General features: G+C 49.1%; 19 protein-coding genes. 7 read left to right on the forward strand and 12 right to left on the reverse strand.

Annotation, left to right across the window (positions count from 1 at the left end; all coding sequences use genetic code 11):
• Positions 1–103: 103 nt before the first annotated feature.
• Both HUK38_RS08300 and HUK38_RS08305 read right to left on the reverse strand, forming a co-directional pair.
• Entirely contained in the window at positions 104–334 is a 231-nt protein-coding gene (locus tag HUK38_RS08300; RefSeq protein ID WP_182583859.1) for a hypothetical protein, read from the reverse strand.
• The gene (locus HUK38_RS08305; RefSeq protein WP_182583860.1) at positions 321–593 is read right to left on the reverse strand and encodes a BrnT family toxin; all 273 of its coding nucleotides are present in this window, start codon (positions 591–593) and stop codon (positions 321–323) included. Before HUK38_RS08305 ends, HUK38_RS08300 begins: the two co-directional genes overlap by 14 nt.
• Positions 594–819: 226 nt before the next feature.
• Here HUK38_RS08305 and HUK38_RS08310 point away from each other — a divergent pair, with 226 nt between their 5' ends.
• Both HUK38_RS08310 and HUK38_RS08315 read left to right on the forward strand, forming a co-directional pair.
• Entirely contained in the window at positions 820–1,068 is a 249-nt protein-coding gene (locus tag HUK38_RS08310) for a type II toxin-antitoxin system Phd/YefM family antitoxin (RefSeq protein ID WP_182583861.1), read from the forward strand.
• Positions 1,058–1,354, forward strand: coding sequence for a type II toxin-antitoxin system RelE family toxin (locus HUK38_RS08315; protein WP_182583862.1), 297 nt, complete (start codon positions 1,058–1,060; stop codon positions 1,352–1,354). Before HUK38_RS08310 ends, HUK38_RS08315 begins: the two co-directional genes overlap by 11 nt.
• A gap of 70 nt (positions 1,355–1,424) precedes the next feature.
• On the opposite strand, the gene HUK38_RS08320 is transcribed toward HUK38_RS08315, so the two are convergent.
• Positions 1,425–1,889, reverse strand: coding sequence for a hypothetical protein (locus tag HUK38_RS08320; protein ID WP_182583863.1), 465 nt, complete (start codon positions 1,887–1,889; stop codon positions 1,425–1,427).
• Positions 1,890–1,985: 96 nt separating this feature from the next.
• Here HUK38_RS08320 and HUK38_RS08325 point away from each other — a divergent pair, with 96 nt between their 5' ends.
• Both HUK38_RS08325 and HUK38_RS08330 read left to right on the forward strand, forming a co-directional pair.
• Positions 1,986–2,966, forward strand: a complete 981-nt coding sequence (locus HUK38_RS08325; RefSeq protein ID WP_182583864.1) for a PEP-CTERM sorting domain-containing protein — start codon at positions 1,986–1,988, stop codon at positions 2,964–2,966.
• A gap of 103 nt (positions 2,967–3,069) precedes the next feature.
• A complete protein-coding gene (locus HUK38_RS08330; protein WP_182583865.1) occupies positions 3,070–3,669 on the forward strand; it encodes a Uma2 family endonuclease in 600 nt (199 codons plus the stop codon).
• Between the two features lie 82 nt (positions 3,670–3,751).
• Here HUK38_RS08330 and HUK38_RS08335 read toward each other — a convergent pair whose 3' ends face one another.
• The 8 genes from HUK38_RS08335 to HUK38_RS08370 all read right to left on the reverse strand — a co-directional run bounded on the left by HUK38_RS08335 (position 3,752) and on the right by HUK38_RS08370 (position 11,685).
• The gene (locus HUK38_RS08335) at positions 3,752–4,027 is read right to left on the reverse strand and encodes a heavy-metal-associated domain-containing protein (protein WP_238787537.1); all 276 of its coding nucleotides are present in this window, start codon (positions 4,025–4,027) and stop codon (positions 3,752–3,754) included.
• A 99-nt stretch (positions 4,028–4,126) separates the two neighbouring features.
• Complete coding sequence (gene gorA / locus HUK38_RS08340; protein WP_182583867.1) at positions 4,127–5,482, reverse strand: glutathione-disulfide reductase; 1,356 nt, start codon at positions 5,480–5,482, stop codon at positions 4,127–4,129.
• A 198-nt stretch (positions 5,483–5,680) separates the two neighbouring features.
• Positions 5,681–7,261: a hypothetical protein gene (locus HUK38_RS08345; RefSeq protein ID WP_182583868.1), complete on the reverse strand. Its 1,581-nt coding sequence runs from the start codon at positions 7,259–7,261 to the stop codon at positions 5,681–5,683.
• Between the two features lie 102 nt (positions 7,262–7,363).
• Positions 7,364–8,854, reverse strand: a complete 1,491-nt coding sequence (locus HUK38_RS08350) for an AAA family ATPase (protein ID WP_182583869.1) — start codon at positions 8,852–8,854, stop codon at positions 7,364–7,366.
• A 211-nt stretch (positions 8,855–9,065) separates the two neighbouring features.
• Positions 9,066–9,467 (reverse strand): type II toxin-antitoxin system HicB family antitoxin, encoded by a 402-nt coding sequence (locus HUK38_RS08355; protein WP_182583870.1) that lies wholly within the window; start codon positions 9,465–9,467, stop codon positions 9,066–9,068.
• A 2-nt stretch (positions 9,468–9,469) separates the two neighbouring features.
• Positions 9,470–9,661, reverse strand: a complete 192-nt coding sequence (locus HUK38_RS08360; RefSeq protein WP_182583871.1) for a type II toxin-antitoxin system HicA family toxin — start codon at positions 9,659–9,661, stop codon at positions 9,470–9,472.
• 22 nt (positions 9,662–9,683) lie between these two features.
• The gene (locus HUK38_RS08365) at positions 9,684–10,598 is read right to left on the reverse strand and encodes an Lcl C-terminal domain-containing protein (protein WP_238787538.1); all 915 of its coding nucleotides are present in this window, start codon (positions 10,596–10,598) and stop codon (positions 9,684–9,686) included.
• 64 nt (positions 10,599–10,662) lie between these two features.
• Positions 10,663–11,685, reverse strand: a complete 1,023-nt coding sequence (locus tag HUK38_RS08370; protein WP_338065386.1) for an RluA family pseudouridine synthase — start codon at positions 11,683–11,685, stop codon at positions 10,663–10,665.
• A gap of 456 nt (positions 11,686–12,141) precedes the next feature.
• Here HUK38_RS08370 and HUK38_RS08380 point away from each other — a divergent pair, with 456 nt between their 5' ends.
• From HUK38_RS08380 to argA, 3 genes are all read left to right on the forward strand, one after another.
• The gene (locus HUK38_RS08380; RefSeq protein WP_182583873.1) at positions 12,142–14,787 is read left to right on the forward strand and encodes a ribonuclease E/G; all 2,646 of its coding nucleotides are present in this window, start codon (positions 12,142–12,144) and stop codon (positions 14,785–14,787) included.
• 27 nt (positions 14,788–14,814) lie between these two features.
• The gene (locus tag HUK38_RS08385; protein ID WP_182583874.1) at positions 14,815–15,666 is read left to right on the forward strand and encodes an HDOD domain-containing protein; all 852 of its coding nucleotides are present in this window, start codon (positions 14,815–14,817) and stop codon (positions 15,664–15,666) included.
• Between the two features lie 103 nt (positions 15,667–15,769).
• Entirely contained in the window at positions 15,770–17,086 is a 1,317-nt protein-coding gene (gene argA / locus HUK38_RS08390; RefSeq protein ID WP_182583875.1) for an amino-acid N-acetyltransferase, read from the forward strand.
• Between the two features lie 23 nt (positions 17,087–17,109).
• Here the strand turns inward: argA and ampD are convergent, their stop codons facing one another.
• Positions 17,110–17,676, reverse strand: coding sequence for a 1,6-anhydro-N-acetylmuramyl-L-alanine amidase AmpD (gene ampD / locus HUK38_RS08395; protein ID WP_182583876.1), 567 nt, complete (start codon positions 17,674–17,676; stop codon positions 17,110–17,112).
• Positions 17,677–17,849 lie beyond the last annotated feature (173 nt).

Consider the following 17,849-nt stretch of genomic DNA (forward strand, 5'->3'; position numbering starts at 1 on the left):
GTATCACGCTGATTTATAAGATTTTATTTTTGCCACATCCACAGAAATGTGGAGATTTTAGCGTTGCTAACTCCTTGTTTTATAAGTGTTAGAACAAGTCTATTTAGCGGAGTCCGCTGGAACGCTGAGTGAGGCTTGCCGAATGTTCAGCAATTTCAATAAGATAACGCAGAGCTTCGTTTACGGTTTCGGCAGTTGGAAACGCGGCAATCACATCAGGTTCTAAGCGAACTGTATCGCAAAAAATTTTGCGTTTTGGGCCTAACTTACGGACTTGTAAACTTTGTACGTCGTACTCTGACCGTAATTCGTCTTCTGCTTCAATTTTGTTCATATGCTCTACGCTCCGATGGCGTTGCTTCTCTTGCGCTGATTAAACGAATGGAGTGGCTGCGTTCCATATAAGAAATAAACAACAATCGCCCTTGTGCCGATTGACCCAGGAGGATAAAACGGTGTTCCTCACAGGAATGGTCTGGATCATAGAAATCCACATACAACGGGTCATCGAAAACTGTTTTAGCTTCTTCAAAAGAAACGTTATGCTTCGATAAGTTCATTGCCGCTTTATTTTCGTCCCATTCGTATACCATGAAAATGGATACCTCGACCTAATAATCTGGTCAAGCGCCAGATTCAGTTGGTAATTATGCGGGACTTGACACTTTTTCTATTCAGAACCCCCTCCAGTTTTAGTTGATTGTTAATTGTTGGGTTGCCACAAGCGGCAACCAAACCCGCGCCTTGTTATGGTCTTTACGAGACCTAATAAAAGACCTACAATTTGGTTTTATTGGCTTATGAGATGGTAATAAAAAGATGACACATCCAATACTGACAGAAGTTGCAGCCAGCATTTCCGAATTCAAAGCAAATCCAATGAAAGTCGTATCAAGCGGCAATGGGATGCCTATTGCGGTGCTGAACCAAAATGAACCTGCTTTTTATTGTGTACCCGCCGCAGCCTATGAAGCAATGATGGAGTTGCTTGACGATGTAGAACTATTGGAACTGGTGAAGGCGCGAATGAGCGAACCTGCAATCAGGGTTACGCTCGATGACTTATAAACTGGAATTCAAACAATCTGCCCTCAAGGAATGGGAGAAGCTCGGCCATACCGTCAAAGACCAGTTCAAAAAGAAACTTAAAGAACGACTCGATAATCCACATGTACCATCTGCTGCACTATCCGGTGCCAAGAACATATACAAGATTAAACTTCGTCAACTCGGATACCGATTGGTTTATTCAGTCGAAGATCAGACGATTATGGTAACGGTCATTGCCGTAGGAAAACGTGATCGAAATGAAATCTATCACATTGCCCTTGCTCGATTACACGATAAGTCTTGAGGCATAACAAGACTTCGCCCTCAAATCTGAGGCTAATTGACTGTTGGGTTATTAAAGGACGCAACCCAAACTACCTTGCTGTTGCTTGCAAATGATTGATAAGCGCTATAACGGCATCAGACTCCACCCAATAACCCCAATGTTCATTCGATAAAAGATGACGTTTGAGTCTATCCAAGTCCGCTACACAAATAGCATTGTTTAGCAGACCGTAATAAATCAGCTCAATCCGTATATTGTTTTCAAGCTGCATGTTATCATAATTATTAAAGTTGCAATCACGCACCCAACTATTTGACCAATTTAATTCAACTGTGATCGGTTCATTTGCCTGCTCTAGGGGGAGATGATGCGCCCGATGATCCGCAAATACAATTTGATGGCGACCCAGAGGAATGGTTTGGTCTTTATGCGTTCGATAATAAAATGCGTTTAATACCAAAAGGCACAATTGCGGATGCAGTGCGGGAAATGTTTGGGCGCCGGAGTGAATGACTCCTATAGCAATATAAGTACTAATGTGATACAGCAACACGGCATTAACAATTCTGTGATGTGTAGCACCGGGTCTGCTATTATAAAAGTTGCACCCAGAGAAAACGTTAAAATTGCATACATGGTGGAAAATCACATGAACAGACGCACATTTTATACACCATTATTTATTGGTAGCCTGTGGTTGTGCGCAGTTACTGCATATGCGCTCCCAATAACAACGTCTTATGTTGATAATTATCAAGGGGCGGCACCTAACGGCTATACCGATGTCATTGCCGCTAGTAATCAAACAAATTGGTTTGATATTACCGGTGCATTAGTCACCCTGACTGATACGCAATTGCAAATTGATATTGTGACTGATTTTATGACAACGGGTTTAGGTAGCTACACTAACCTGACAAAATCGATTAATAACCAACGCCCTGGCATTGGCGCCGGGGATTTGTTTTTATCAATAGGTGGTTGGGACCCTACCGGGACAGAGGCAAATAGATACAGCACAGATAGCTTAAAACAATCTGGAACAACGCAATGGACACATGCGCTGACTTTGGATAATCGTTGGAGTAGCACGGGCGGCACTGCAACCCTTGTGGAATTGCCAACATCAACAAATAACGGTTATCAAAGCAACGATTATTCCTATATTTTAACCGCCGAAGATTTTATGAGCAGCGGCATTTATCGGCATAATCAAGCAGTAGCGGTCAAACCCAACTCTGCCACGCCCGTTAATACCGTGACCGCGACATGGGCGCCCGTGACTACAGTCATTAACGGTAATAGTAAAAATGCGCTGCGCTTTTCTGTTGATTTAATGGGTACAGACTTATTAGGTGAGACGCTTGGCGTTCATTGGGCAATGACCTGTGCCAATGATGTGATTGAATTCAGTCTTCCCCTGGCGAGTATGACAATACCCGAAAATCGGTCATCAACTGTACCTGAACCCAATAGCCTACTTTTATTAATGTCAGGTCTAGTCTTGCTCTGGTGGCATTTGAAAAATCAACCTGGCAGCATGACTGCCATCTCAATTCAGCCGAAAAAATCTTTTAATACGGCTTCCATATCATTCAGGAGTTACGCACTTCGGATGTTAACTGGTTAATTTTTCAGGTTAAGAGCGCATTCCCACGCGCCAGCGTGGGAACGATCATTAAAACAATGCTATTCACTCAAATAACAACCACCAAATTGATTGGAGTAAGCTGATGACTACGACTGCTGCCATTCCGTTTATGTCGGTTGAAGAATATTTATGTACTGAGGACGCTTCAGCAATTAAACATGAATACTTAGATGGCGAGGTATTTTCAATGGCGGGCGCGAGTGATGCGCATGTCACTATTGCTGGTAACGTATTCAGTTTAATACGCACACATTTACGCGGGAGTGGCTGCCGTGCTTATATTGCCGATATGAAACTGCGCGTCGAAGCAACCAATTGTTTTTTTTATCCTGATGTATTTGTGACCTGCACGGCCGCAGATGCACAGCAGCCCTATATTAAACAACAGCCACTTGTCATTATTGAAGTCTTATCGCCGTCAACCGACGCCTATGATCGCGGTGTGAAGTTTGCGCATTATCGGCAGTTGGAGAGCTTGCAAGAATACGTTTTAATTGATTCGCAACGGCAGTTAATTGATCTATTTCAACGCCAAACGGCGGGTTGGTTATTCCAATCATTCACCGCCGGCGCGACGTTACATTTATCAAGCATTGATTGGCAGGCGGCAGTGGAAGCGATTTATGAAGCGGTCAATTTCACGGCAGACATGACACCAATAGATGAGTTCCAATGGAGTTAATTGATCGCTCCCATACTCGCGCATGGGAACGACTGTTGTTTTACAATCAAACACTCAAATACCATTTTGCGCACCAGTTAAATTAAGATTGCATTCGCCCAATTGCGCACGATACAACCGACACGACATCCGCTTTAATTGCCGCAAAACCATTCACCTGCCCGCTGCGCGGATAACCCAATCGCAATAATTCCGCCTCAATCTGCGCCAATTGGTTTTCATTCGCTGCAAAACACACTTCATGCTGCGCCACATTCACCGTGACATCATTCACACCCGGCAATGCGGATAGCGCATGACGAATACGATTTGCACAACCGTCACATTTCACATTATCAATTTGCCAATGAATCATCATTTCCTCCGCTTGAGTAGGTTAGGTTGGTTAAACCAACCCAACAGTGAATGATACAGCGAGCAACTCATCATTAAATGACAGTGACACCGCCCCGCCGTTTTATTCCGCCGTTTTTAATGTCACTAATTCCTCCGCGCTGACCGGATGAATTGCCACCGTATTATCAAAATCGGCTTTAGTCGCGCCCATTTTCACTGCAACCGCAAAGCCCTGTAACATTTCATCCACGCCATCCCCGACCAAATGAATCCCGACGATTTTTTCATTCGCGCCGACGCAGACTAATTTCATCGCCGTGCGCGGGCCATTGCCACGCAACGCATAACGCAATGGTTCAAATTGGGTTTGATAAATCCGCACTTCATTCGGCCATTTTGCGCGTGCGGCCGCTTCAGTCATTCCAACACTACCGACTGGTGGATGGGCAAATACAACGGTTGGGATGTTGTCATAATCCAACCGCCGCTCGGGTTGTTGATTAAATAACCGATCCGCTAATCGTCGCCCGGCGGCAATAGCGACCGGCGTTAATGGAGCGCGGCCGGTGACATCACCAATCGCATATAATCCCGCAACGGTAGTATTTTGGAATAAATCAGTTGGAATAACACCATTGCGTTCTAATTCAATACCAACGCTGGCTAAATTCAATTCCCGCGTATTCGGGGTGCGACCAATTGCCCAGATAATCGTATCAAATCCAGTTAACACTTGCCCGTCTTTACTCAATACTGCCAATCCATCCGAGCGGCGTTCTAATGCACTCACGGCAAACGGCAAATGTAATTGTACGCCGGCATGTTCTAAATTATGCGTCAAGGTGTCGCTAATTAACGGATCAAAGGTTTCTAATACGCGGTTTTCTAATGCTACCATCGTCACTTTTGAACCGAGCGCCTGTAATACGCCCGCCAATTCAATTCCAATATAACCCGCCCCGACAATTGCCACGTTCATTGGTTGCTGTTTTAATGCAAAAAAGCCGTCGGAGGTGATGCCTAATTCAGCGCCCGGCACCGGCGGTACAATTGGGCGGCTGCCGGTGGTAATGACAACGTGCGCGGCGCGGTATTGTTCATTATTCACTTGCACCACGCCCGGCGCACTCAATTGCCCATAACCATTAATGCGCGTGACGCCTAAATCAATTGCGTATTGATCCCAATAGCCATTGATGCCGGCGATGACGCGGTCGCGCCCCGCCACCAGCGTCGCCCACTCCACGCCGTCGAGGTCGGCTTGAACGCCGCTGGCGCGGGCGTGGCGCACGTCTTCGGCTAAGTTCGCGGCAAACCACATAATTTTTTTCGGCACGCAGCCCAAATTGACGCAAGTGCCGCCCAATTTGCTGGGTTCGACGATGGCGACGCGCTGCCCGTATTGCACGGCACGTTCGGCGACTGCCAGTCCGCCGCTGCCGCCGCCGAGGACGATAAGATCAAATGCTTGAGTCATGTTTAATTCCTAACTGGTTGAAATGATTGGAGAATCGTAAGTCACGCAGGGATGAATGATGATGAAAGTTGAATTGATTGGATAGGAGACAGTTCATTCAGCGCACTGCTTTACCAATCAATGTTGAGGTGCGCGACCGTTTTTCCAACTGCATCACGCTTGAATAATTTTTTTGGCAATTGGTTTTATTTCATTATTTTATGCAAACCAGCGCGCTGGATTGAATACCCGCGCTATACCGCTGGCGACGTGTTTAATTCCTTGTGCAATACCGGTTAATACATGAGCGGCGGTCTTAACGATTGATTTGCCGCCGGCATAAACCAATTCACCAATGCTGCTGCCCGCTATACCGCCCACCACGCCGCCAATTAAACCACCTAATACGCTGCCAATTGGACCCAATACCGTGCCGAATGCCGCACCTTTAATTGCACCAAAGCCCGCGCCCATTAACCCAGCAAGCGCACTGCAACTGACATTTGCCATTGCATCGAGCGTTTCAGCGCCACTCAATTCACCTTTCGCATATTGATACAACAGTTTTGCATTTTCCATTCCAATATAAACGCTATTCGCAATACGGCCGGCAGGCGTGCTGCGTAATAGCTTGCCTAATAAACCATTTTTAACTGCCACTACAACCGCACCAGACACCGCAACTTGCACACCAACATGCGCACTGCTTTTAATTGAACTGGTAAAAAACTCCCGCATGTCTTCATTCAAGGGCGGGTTGTCTTGACCCATAATTGCATTCCACACCCGCCGCCCGAGAATACGCGCTCCCTGCATTCCAGCAACAATTGCCGCGCCCGCCAATGCTTGGGTGCCAATGCGTTTAGCAACCTGAATACGATTGACTTCATTCCAGTCATATTCGCGGATTTCAGCGCGCAATTGCGCATTTTCTTGCAACTGTTTTAATTCTGCACGGCTGGGCATATCAACCGAAACATCATCAACATCTAATTGACTCGTGACTTTGCGATGAGGGAATTCCTGTTGCACTTGGGCGACTTGATCTTCATGCACCACAATGGTGGTGCCATCGGGATACCCATCGTGATGTTTCAGGTTTTTAATGAGTTGTTTCGTGTCAGCATAGGATTTTATTTGAATGTTTTCAATTACGTTACCCGCACCATCTTTCAACACGATGTCGTGGGAATTCCAACCCGTTTCATTCAACACTTCAGCGCGAATCGTTGAACCGCTGGTGGTGGCGCGGATATTGAATTGATTAGCAATATCACTTTCCGCTAATAAACCGTGCAAATGTGGATTGGTGCTGACCGCGCCATCTTGATTAAACACTCGTTGGCTCAATTGATGATTCGCATCTGCTAATGCACAATCAATTCCCGCCGCGTATTCGCCAACCTTCACTACGCCGGCCTGTTTTGCACCTGATTCAATCCGCTCGGCTATCCAACTATCACGACTTTTACCCTGATCTACATGCCGATACAATGCCGTTTTTGCTTCATTGGCGACGGTGATACTGATAATGATCTCATGCGCCGTCGCTATTAAATCGGCATCATCTTGCCAAATCGTTGGATATTGGTGCAATTCAGCAACGAGCCAATCATTTAATGATTGCTCATGGTGCCGTTGGCTATAGGAATCCACAAAACGGATGATTAAGCGTCCAGTTTGAATAGCGTTGTGTTCGCCATCAAATACCTGCACTGCGAATTGATCGGCTTGATGCTGTTGCACCTGTTCATCATCTGTCATGTCAAGTGTGGGCGCTTTAATGGGCAACTGGTTCATGGCATTACTCCATTGGGATAATAGGGCGGCTGAATAAAAAAACGGCAACGGCAATTGTCATGTGAGGCATCGTGGCGAGTTGACAAATTAGTCAATACGCAATCAAGAAGCCGGTTTAATTTTCATTTCTGCGAACCGTTCCTCGAACTTTTTAATTTTATTTGCCATCACGTCGCGCAGTGGGTGCGTGTGATTAATGACCTGCAATAAGCGTGTATTATCAAGCGCGACACACTTGTCAACAAAGGCTTGTTCAATTGCTTCTTTAACCACTGCTTCAATGTCAGCGCCCGAATAGCCCGACGTTTTTTTCGCCAATTCTTCTAATTGAATTTGGGCAGATAATTGCTTGCGGCGGTGTAAATGTAAGCGGAAAATATCAATCCGTTCGGCTTCAGTGGGGAAATCAACATAAAAGATTTCATCAAAGCGGCCTTTGCGCAATAATTCGGGCGGCAATGATGAAATGTCATTCGCGGTGGCAATGACGAACACTTGTTTGGTTTTATCCTGCATCCAAGTCAAGAAATACCCAAATAAACGGGTGGCGACCTCTGATCCTTCATGGCCACTGCTAATCCCGAAAAAGGCTTTTTCCACTTCATCTACCCATAAAACGCATGGGCTGACGGCTTCGGCAACTTGAATAGCGCGGCGCATATTGCCTTCACTTTCACCGACGTACTTGCCCATTAATGATCCCATGTCGAGTTTGAGTAATGGTAAATTGAATAATGCGGCGGCGGCTTTGGCAGTTAATGATTTGCCACAGCCGGGCATTCCAACAATCATGACGCCTTTGGGTGGTTCAACGCCAAAAGCGCGGGCGGCAGGCCAATCAGATAGAATGCGCGCTTTTTGCTGTAACCATTGTTTGAGTTTTGCTAAACCACCAATGTCATTCCCCTGTTCTTTAATGGTAAGCATTTCTAATATGCCGCTTTTTTTAATAATCTGCGCCTTTTCCGCGAGGACAAGATCGAGGTCTTCTAATCCAATATTGCCGTCGCGTTGATAGCCGCGATTGATTAACTGCCCAATTTCATACCGCGTTAATCCCTGTAATGCTAATGCCATTTTGCCGAGCGTTTCTTCATTCATGGCTTGCGCGTAGGCGTCAGCATAATCGCTGATAATCGTGCGAATGGCGCTTTCATCGGGCAACGGTAATTCAAATAAAGTGATGAACTTTTCTAATTCTGGTGGAATGAAGATTTGTGAAGATAATAAAAAAAAGGTGACGGCGCTATCATCATCAGCGAGGATGCGATTGACCAATAATTTGAGGCGGGCGACGGCGAGTGGTTGCTCGCGCAGCCCGAGGTGGGCGTCGCGGATGACGACGATGTGGTGGTTAAGGTCTTGATCTAACAGGTTATCTAGCGCGCTTGCCAGATCGCACCATGCCAAGAGCGGGCGTTTGGTGGCGAAATCCACCACGCCCCGCGCCATGTTCCATTCTAATATCTTGCGGCCGTCGGCGAGATCACGGATCAATACGTCGGCGTCCGTGTCGGTGTGGGTGAGTAAATATAAAATGGGATAGTGGGATTCAACGTGCGCTCGTAACGTCGTGATGAGTGTGTCTGACATGTGGATTGACTTCTGAATAAAAAGTACGGAATAATTTCCATTTAACCTGAACGATCAGTGATTGATCTCTCGATCTGTTCAGGATAAACAGGCGTGATTAAAACAGCCGAAAATTGGTCTTTACATGGCAAATTAACGTTAATGGTTTGGTGCATGATTGCAGCCGCGCCCTATTCTGGTTTCCCGTTAGCGCGGGAATGCCAGTTGTTAATTAAGAACCTAGCCGCGTCTCTCGCATTGCGCGTTCGGCGGCTTGGGCTAAAAAAACAGCACGGCTTTTGCCATGCGCCGCAATATACAGATCAATCTCTTGTACCAGTGATTCTGGTAATGTGATTTCCAATTGTATTGAGGTTGATTCCACTTGTGACAGGTTGATGTTTATCAACATCCAATAACCATCCTGAAAGCGTTCATCTCCGATCCATTGTTCAGGTGTGGATGGCGGCGGCATTGAAACCGACTCACCTTCATAATACAGTTCAATCGCTTCTTGTGCCATACGCGGAATATCAGCGAATTGATCAGCGGCAGAGAAGCACCCCGGGAAATCAGGAAAGGTCATTCCGTAAGCACTGTCTGCATCTTTATGAATATAAATTGGAAAAAACATATTCACCTCTTCCAATCCCAGCCGGCTTGACGATAAATATTGCGCAAAGTACCTATTGAAATATCTTGGCGCGGATGCGGCACAACAACATGCTGCGGGTGGTGTTGGTGTTTGAACTTCCGATGATCACCTTTGCCACCCACTTGTTGCCAACCTTCGGATTCGAGCCGTTTGATGACATCAGTGCTTTTCATTCAAACGCTCACATCATCATAATCACTGTCCGCCGCGGACGAGGCGAACGTGGCTACCGCCGTTCCGATAGTAGGTGCCGGCGAAGCCATAGTCGAAATACACGTACCACGCGCCGTTCGAGTCGTAGGCATTCGGAGACCCGGACCAAAACCACGACGATGGCGTATTCGGAAAAGCACGATGATCAATAGTGGGTTTATTATCGGCAACAATCAATGTTTGTAATTCATCAATTGTTGGCAAACGCCAATCGTGATACCCGGCATAGCGACTATCAGCGGCGGCTTTTTGAGCATCACTCTGATTAAATGCTTTAGCCTCACCAACACACGTTTGCCCATCCCACGTCTGCCCCAATGCACAGCGCATCCATTGCAACCCAGTCTTATTATCCAAAATCGTGCCATTACCCAAATCCGAATAACAATCCAGCCAACGATGCTGCCGCTTCACCGTCGCCACCACCTGACACGCTTGCAAAATCAAAGTGCCCTCAATTGGCAACGTCCACTGATCTATGCCAATTAAACAGCGTTCAAACAACTTGACTTCATCCGCTTTAATCGGCAGGAAATCAGTTAAATCCACAACTTCGCTTTGATCAGTGACGTGCATTGTGGCGGGCGGCGCTTGCAATGCTTTAACCGTCGAACCGTGTAATTGCGGCGCTTCATTTAATAACGCCATTGCAATTTCATCGGTAATCTCAATTGCAAACACCGCACACAAGCCCTTCAACAACGTAAAATCATTTGCACCCTGCAACGCTTGCAACGCGGTCAATTCCGTTTCTAATTTGCGCACCGCCAACCATTTCGCCAATAAACCACTGTGATAATGCGCAAGAATTTCAATCGTAAAATGCTCGCGCAATTCTTCCACATTCTTCGCTTTAATCCCGTCAATCGGGAGGTCGAATTTAATAATCTTTGCCATAAATAAACACTCCAAATCAAACCGCGTCACACAACCAATTAATCAACCAATTGCGTGTATCTTATCACCCCAACCGCGCCAGCACCGCCGCCAGCGCCTCGGGCAACGGCGCCGTCACCGTCACCGCCGCCGCCTCGGGTGACGGCTGAAAACGCACCAGCGCCGCGTGCAAAAACAGCCGCGTCAAACCCAGCGCCCGCAACTGCTGATTACCCGCCGCGTCACCGTACTTCTCATCCCCCGCCACTGGTGCGCCCAAATGCGCCGCATGAACACGGATTTGATGCGTCCGCCCCGTCGCCAGCGTCACCTGCGCCAGCGTCACCTGCCCCGGCGATTGCCCAGAACTGGTTGATTGAACCCACACCTGCTGCTGACCAAACAGCGTCTCCGCCGGCTTACCGTGCAGCGGGTCAACCGTCACCACCCGCTCGCCACTGCGCAACTGATTTTTGCGCAACGCCACCGTCACCCGCGTCTGCACCTGCGGCAACCGCCCGAGTAACAACGCCTGATACTGCTTGGTCATCTGCCCGTCGCGCAGCTGCTCGTGCAACCAGCGCAACGTACTGCGGCGCTTGCTCACCAGCAGACAACCGGACGTGTCACGATCCAACCGATGCACCAGTTCCAACTCGATGCGCGGACGCATGACCCGCAGCGTTTCGATCACACCCGCACTGATGCCGCTGCCGCCGTGTACCGCCAAGCCGGCGGGTTTATTCAGCACCAGCAGGCGGTCATCTTCGTACAGCACCGCCGCGTCCAGCAGCGCCTGCAAACGAGCCGAGGGCGTGGGTGGATCATTGGCGGCGGCGCAGCGCACCGGTGGAATGCGCAACCAATCGCCGGCGGTCAGGCGATCACTGGGTTTGACGCGGCGTTTATTCAGCCGCACCTCGCCTTGCCGCAAAATGCGATAAATCAAACTGCGCGGCACGCCTTTCAAATGGGTTAACAAATAATTATCAATGCGCTGGCCGGCGTGAGCGGCGGTGATTTGAATCATGGCAACTGCTGGCGCGGGGGAGGAGTTAGCAGCCGTCACGGGCGCGGTGAACGAGCGGGGGGGGGAAACATCAGTCACGGTGGTTACAGGGCGTTCAATTGCGTTAGGGATAAGACACTGATAATATGATCTGTCCACAATGTATGCCATTGGGGACACACCGATACCTTCCAGCACCCCACCCTACGGGCTGACAATTCCCGATTTTTCTGCCCCAGTTTTGCGCCACCATCGCCTAGCCATGTGGGCCGCTCCCCAACGGTGGCACTGTGTTTGTGGCTTCCAATCCGTGTTGGATTTGGATAATGGATTGCAAACCAGTCTGGAACGATTACCAACGCCGCGCTGCATTGAACGGCGCGGGATTACGGCACAGTCGCGCACATCCTGCGAGTGGTGCCCACACCATGATTGCGCGTGACCGACAGGCTGCAACTCACCCACGATGCCGTCACGCCCAACCGCCGACGCTGTGGTGTCAGGCGGTTGGCACTTGCGCACCTGTCCCTCGCGCCGAGTGACGAGATCACACTAATGAAAAGAATGCTCATCAACGCAACCCAGCCCGAGGAATTGCGTGTTGCGATTGTCGATGGTCAACAATTATACAACCTCGACATTGAATCCCCCGGCCGTGAACAAAAAAAAGCCAACATTTATAAAGGCATCATTACGCGGGTTGAACCGAGTTTAGAAGCCGCATTTGTGGATTATGGCAGTGAACGGCACGGCTTTTTACCCTTAAAAGAAATCGCCCGCGGTTATTTTGATGCTGAGGTCAAACCCGGGAATAAAATCAGTATTCGTGACCTGGTGCGCGAAGGATTAGAAGTCATTGTTCAAATTGATAAAGAAGAGCGCGGCACGAAGGGCGCGGCATTAACAACTTTCGTGTCGTTAGCTGGGCGCTATTTAGTCTTAATGCCAAATAACCCCCGCGCAGGTGGCGTCTCCCGCCGTATTGAAGGCACCGACCGCACCGAATTACGCGAGGCACTTAGTCAATTAGCTATTCCCGAAGATATGGGGTTAATTGTCCGCACCGCCGGCGTTGGCAAAAACATCGAAGAATTGCAATGGGATTTGGATTATCTCAAACAATTGTGGGATGCCATCAAATCCACCGGTGATGAGCGCAAGGCGCCGTTTTTAATTTATCAAGAAAGCGACGTGATTATTCGTTCCATCCGCGATCATTTGCGCAACGATATTGGCGAAATCGTGGTAGATGATCCCGAGATGTATGAAAAAGCGCGGCTGTTTATGCGCTCGGTGATGCCGCAAAATCTAAAAAAACTGCGGTTGTACGAAGATGAAGTACCGCTCTTTACCCGCTATCAAATTGAAAGCCAAATTGAATCGGTATTTCAACGCGAAGTGCGCCTGCCCTCCGGCGGTTCATTGGTGATTGACCACACCGAAGCCTTGACGTCAATTGACATCAATTCCGCTCGTGCCACTCGCGGCGCTGATATTGAAGAGACGGCATTAACCACCAATTTAGAAGCGGCCGATGAAATTGCGCGGCAATTGCGCTTGCGGGATTTGGGCGGATTATTCGTGATTGATTTTATTGACATGACGCCGGCCAAGAATCAACGCGAAGTAGAAAATCGCCTGCGTGACGCATTAAAACAAGATCGCGCACGAGTGCAATTATCCCGCATTTCCCGCTTTGGTTTATTAGAAATGTCGCGCCAGCGGCTGCGCCCATCATTAGGTGAAGGCAGCCAAATTGTCTGCCCGCGCTGTCGTGGTCAAGGCACCATTCGCAGCGTCGAATCATTAGCACTGGCGGTATTACGCATTGTCGAAGAAGAGGCAATGAAAGATAGCACGGCGCGCATCTTGGCACATTTACCCGTCACCGTTGCCACCTTTTTATTAAATGAAAAACGCCGCGCCATTGTGGATATTGAACGCCGTTATCAGGTGGACATACTCTTATTACCAAATAAACAGATTGACACACCCGATTATCATATTGAACGCATTCGTACCCAAGAGATCGCCAAATCGGGTAGCGATGTGGCCAGTTATCAATTAGCCGCCACCATTGACCCGCTCACCACCGCCGATCCGTCCACGCCCAATGCCGCCCCCGCGCCGCGCCGCCCTGAGGTGTTCACGCCCAAACCGCTCGCGGCACTCCCCACCGCCCCGCAGCGTCCCGATCATCCCGGTCACTGGGCGACGGATGACGATCAAGCAGAATCGCCCACCCACCCGACCTTGAACACGGCCAATCAAACCGGTCAGCAGCGGACGGAGAATTTGCTAAAACGGCTGTGGGTAACATTTTTTGCCCCGCCCACCGGGAATGGCGCCGGTCAGGCATCGTCGGGCAACGAGTTGAGTGATTCAGCCGCACCAATGGAACGTCCGATTGCTGGGCCGTCATCGCGTTACCCGCGCACCCCACCCGTGCGCTCGAATCGTGCCACCGCCGAGCAGCGGAATGACCCGGCGGCGGCGCGGGATGACAGTGATGATGCGCCCGCCGTGCCAGCAGCGCGGCCCCGTAGCGAGCGGTCCCCGCGGCCGGGTGGCAATTTACGGCGCGGCAACCGCAATCGGCCGCGGCGTTTACCCGGTGAGGGTGAGACGACAGCGGTTGATCGGTTGAGTGGTGACGAGCAACCCGAGGTGGCAGCCGAGTTACCCGCACCCGTCACAGCGCCCGCGCTGGATGATGCGGCGGCGGCGTTACCTGTCGCGTTGGCGGATGGCGCAGTTGACCGTGACCGTGAGGAAGTGGCGCGGCCGGCGGCGCGGGCAGTGGAGGATGAAGCGGCGTTTAATGCCGACGATGACACCCCCGATCTGCTGGACGCCGCCGAGGAGGACACGTCACCTGCGCGTTCACGGCGGCGGCGGCCGAACGGACGGTATCGGCGGCGGCCACCGACTGCGACGGATGATGGCACGATGGAACTTGACGGCGCACCCGATCAACCAGCACCGCCGCCGCCTGCCACCACCGCGCCATCGTTGCAACTGTCTGATCCGCCGCTGGTTTTACTGCCGCGCCATCCGTCGGTGCTGGACACCCGCCCGGCGGCGCCCGCGTCACCTGAGCCGACTGACGCACCAACCACGCCAGTCACACCCAGCGCCGCCCCGCCCGATCAACCGCGTCCCAGTGCCGATCCCGCACCGCTTATTAATGATCCAACGTGATCGCCTGCTATTCGTGAGAAAGAAGTTGTGAATGTAGCGCACCTGTCTGATTTGATTGAAACCGAGTTCAACAAAAATAACAAACAATTGCCCATTTTTAATTCAGTGGTTTTGGAATTGCAGCGTTTGAAATATTCCAAACAAATCACCATGCAGCAATTCACTGATTTAATTATGCGCGATCAAGTACTGGCCGGGCAGATACTCAAAGCGGCCAATTCAGCCTTTTACGGTGGATTAAAACAAGTCACAACGTTATTAGGCGCAGTTCAACGTTTGGGCATGGGGCGCGTCGGCACTTTAGCCATGTTAGCCGCGCAAATGCTGGCGCATAAAGCCAAGCATAAAACCATTGCCAATTACTTTCCCGGCCTCTGGCAACATTCATACATTAGCGCCAATGGAACGCAATGGCTCAGTCAACATGTTGATGTCCAAGTCAATCCTGACGAGGCGTTTTTATGCGGGTTATTTCACGACATTGGCCGCTTGTTTCTACTCAAAACATTAGACACATTCATCACGCAAGGATTGGTGCCAGCGGATTTAGAGACCAGCATAATTGATGATGTTTTGGCAATTAAACACGCCGACATCGGGTATCGCCTACTATGCCAATGGGAATTACCTGCGATCTACGCCGCCATTGTCCGCGATCATCATTCACCCAACTATGATGAAGACAATCAATTGCTACTCATGGTGCGGTTAATGGATCAAGTGTGTCAAAAATTGGGGATTGGCTATCCACCACAACCGGCAATGATATTAGACAACACACCCGAAGCGCGGTTATTGAAAATCACCCCAACGCAATTAATGACTCTGGAGGAACGACTCCTTGATTGTCTGCTCGAATTACCGCTCAACTTAGATTGATAACAATCATGCAATCCGAAACAACTGTACGCCGTGTCATTCGGTCACACAGATTTATATCACTCTAAAACCCACGCATCATCATTAATAACTTACTGACATAATGCGCGCCGTGACTGATCCAGTTGTCCATTGGCTACGTCAATTTACCCCCTATGTTCATCAACATCGGGGCGCAACCTTTGTGATTACTTGTGGCGGTGAAACACTCAATGACGGCAGCTTCACGCAATTCGCACAAGACATCGCGTTATTACACGGGTTGGGCATTAAATTAGTATTAGTACACGGCGCCCGCCCGCAAATTGCCGACTGTCTTGCCGTCCACAAGATCGCAATGAACTATGTCAATGGAGTGCGCGTCACCGATGCCGCGGCATTGCCCTGTGTTAAAAGCGCCATTGGCGCTGTGCGAATTGACATCGAAGCACAATTATCACTCGGGTTAATGAACACCCCAATGGCGGGTATTCGATTATCAGTGGCAACAGGTAATTTCGTTATTGCCCGCCCCTATGGCATTATCAATGGCGTTGATTATCAACACACGGGCGTTGTGCGGCGAATAGATCACAACGCATTAAATGCCCGCCTCGACGCCGGCGCCATTGCATTAGTTTCGCCACTTGGCTACGCACCCACTGGTGACATATTCAATTTAACCGCCGCCGACGTCGCCCGTTCTATTGCACTCGGATTAGGCGCGGACAAACTGATCTTTTTAATTGATCCGCCAGGATTATGCACCGCCGACGGACAGCGTATTTCAACTTTATTATTTGACCAGGTCGAAAATTTAATTAGCACTACGCCCGCCTTGACTGAAGAAATGACACAAGTATTACGCGCCGGCGCGGCCGCTTGTCGTGCTGGCATTAGGCGGGTTCATTTTATTGATCGCACTCAAAATGGCGCGTTATTAAAAGAACTTTTCACCCGCGACGGCGCCGGTACGCTCTTATCTAGCGAACCTTTTGAAGCATTACGCCCGGCACAACCTGATGATGTAGCGGGTATTTTGGCGTTATTAGCACCGCTGGAACAACAAGGCATAGTTGTGCATCGTTCTTATGAACAATTAGAACATGCTATTCATCAATTCCACGTCGCGCAATGTGAAAACACTATTATCGCCTGCGCCGCTTTTTATCCGTATTATGATGAACGCATTGGAGAATTGGCTGCATTAGCCGTGCATCCTGATTATCGCGCACAGGGGCGGGGCGCCCGATTATTAGCGCAAATTGAAACGCTGGCACGTTCACAAGGATTAACACGGTTATTTGTTTTAACCACGCAAACCGCGCATTGGTTTCGAGAACGTGGCTTTATACCGGCGCCCTTGTCAGAATTACCGATTGCCAAGAAAACCCAATATAATTTCCAACGCAATTCGCAAATGTACATTAAATCTTTGTAATGTACAATCGGCAAATCATTTACTTATTTTAATAAATCGCGGTAATATTTCCAATCAAAACAGGGACCGGGATCAGTCTTCCGCCCTGGCGCAATGTCACTGTGGCCAACAATACGATCCACTGTGATTGCCGGATAAACTTGACTTAACAAGTGCGTACAATCCGCTAATGCTTGATATTGCGGCGCAGTAAATGCAATGGTGTCCGTCCCCTCTAATTCAATTCCAACTGAATAATCATTACAGCGTTCGCGTCCTTGAAAATTGGAAACACCCGCGTGCCAAGCGCGTTGACTGAATGGCACATATTGAATCAGTTCACCATCACGCCGAATCAAGACATGCGCCGATACCCGCAATGTGGCAATAGTCATAAAAAATGGATGGGCGGTGGCATCTAATTGATTCAAAAATAACGCATCAATCCAATAACCACCAAATTCACCCGGCGGCAAGCTGATATTGTGAATGACTAATAAATCAATTGCGGTATCTAATGGGCGCTGGTCACAGTTCGGTGATAAGCGGTGAATCGCCGTCGTTAACCAACCATCCTGATTTATTGTGGCGTGTGTATGCAGTGAAGTCATAAAATTGTGCAAAATAGCCGTTAAAATTAAATGGTAGTCATGCTGTTTGATAGCACGTTTATTTGAGAATCATAATCAGTGCAATTTGGCGGACAGTAATAATTGCCACTCTCACCAAACCATCCAATAATCTAATCACAGGTGCTAATATGAATTCACTGCGTGAGTGCTAT

This window comes from Thiospirillum jenense (assembly GCF_014145225.1).
Classification (GTDB): domain Bacteria; phylum Pseudomonadota; class Gammaproteobacteria; order Chromatiales; family Chromatiaceae; genus Thiospirillum; species Thiospirillum jenense.

Coding starts and splice junctions, on each gene's coding strand:
- argA (WP_182583875.1), top strand. CDS start 15,770: ATGCGCGCCGTGACTGATCCAGTTGTCCATTGGCTACGTCAATTTACC.
- HUK38_RS08315 (WP_182583862.1), top strand. CDS start 1,058: ATGACTTATAAACTGGAATTCAAACAATCTGCCCTCAAGGAATGGGAG.
- gorA (WP_182583867.1), bottom strand. CDS start 5,482: ATGACTCAAGCATTTGATCTTATCGTCCTCGGCGGCGGCAGCGGCGGA.
- HUK38_RS08350 (WP_182583869.1), bottom strand. CDS start 8,854: ATGTCAGACACACTCATCACGACGTTACGAGCGCACGTTGAATCCCAC.
- HUK38_RS08380 (WP_182583873.1), top strand. CDS start 12,142: ATGAAAAGAATGCTCATCAACGCAACCCAGCCCGAGGAATTGCGTGTT.
- ampD (WP_182583876.1), bottom strand. CDS start 17,676: ATGACTTCACTGCATACACACGCCACAATAAATCAGGATGGTTGGTTA.
- HUK38_RS08305 (WP_182583860.1), bottom strand. CDS start 593: ATGGTATACGAATGGGACGAAAATAAAGCGGCAATGAACTTATCGAAG.
- HUK38_RS08330 (WP_182583865.1), top strand. CDS start 3,070: ATGACTACGACTGCTGCCATTCCGTTTATGTCGGTTGAAGAATATTTA.
- HUK38_RS08360 (WP_182583871.1), bottom strand. CDS start 9,661: ATGAAAAGCACTGATGTCATCAAACGGCTCGAATCCGAAGGTTGGCAA.
- HUK38_RS08365 (WP_238787538.1), bottom strand. CDS start 10,598: ATGGCAAAGATTATTAAATTCGACCTCCCGATTGACGGGATTAAAGCG.
- HUK38_RS08335 (WP_238787537.1), bottom strand. CDS start 4,027: ATGATGATTCATTGGCAAATTGATAATGTGAAATGTGACGGTTGTGCA.
- HUK38_RS08345 (WP_182583868.1), bottom strand. CDS start 7,261: ATGAACCAGTTGCCCATTAAAGCGCCCACACTTGACATGACAGATGAT.
- HUK38_RS08310 (WP_182583861.1), top strand. CDS start 820: ATGACACATCCAATACTGACAGAAGTTGCAGCCAGCATTTCCGAATTC.
- HUK38_RS08325 (WP_182583864.1), top strand. CDS start 1,986: ATGAACAGACGCACATTTTATACACCATTATTTATTGGTAGCCTGTGG.
- HUK38_RS08300 (WP_182583859.1), bottom strand. CDS start 334: ATGAACAAAATTGAAGCAGAAGACGAATTACGGTCAGAGTACGACGTA.
- HUK38_RS08355 (WP_182583870.1), bottom strand. CDS start 9,467: ATGTTTTTTCCAATTTATATTCATAAAGATGCAGACAGTGCTTACGGA.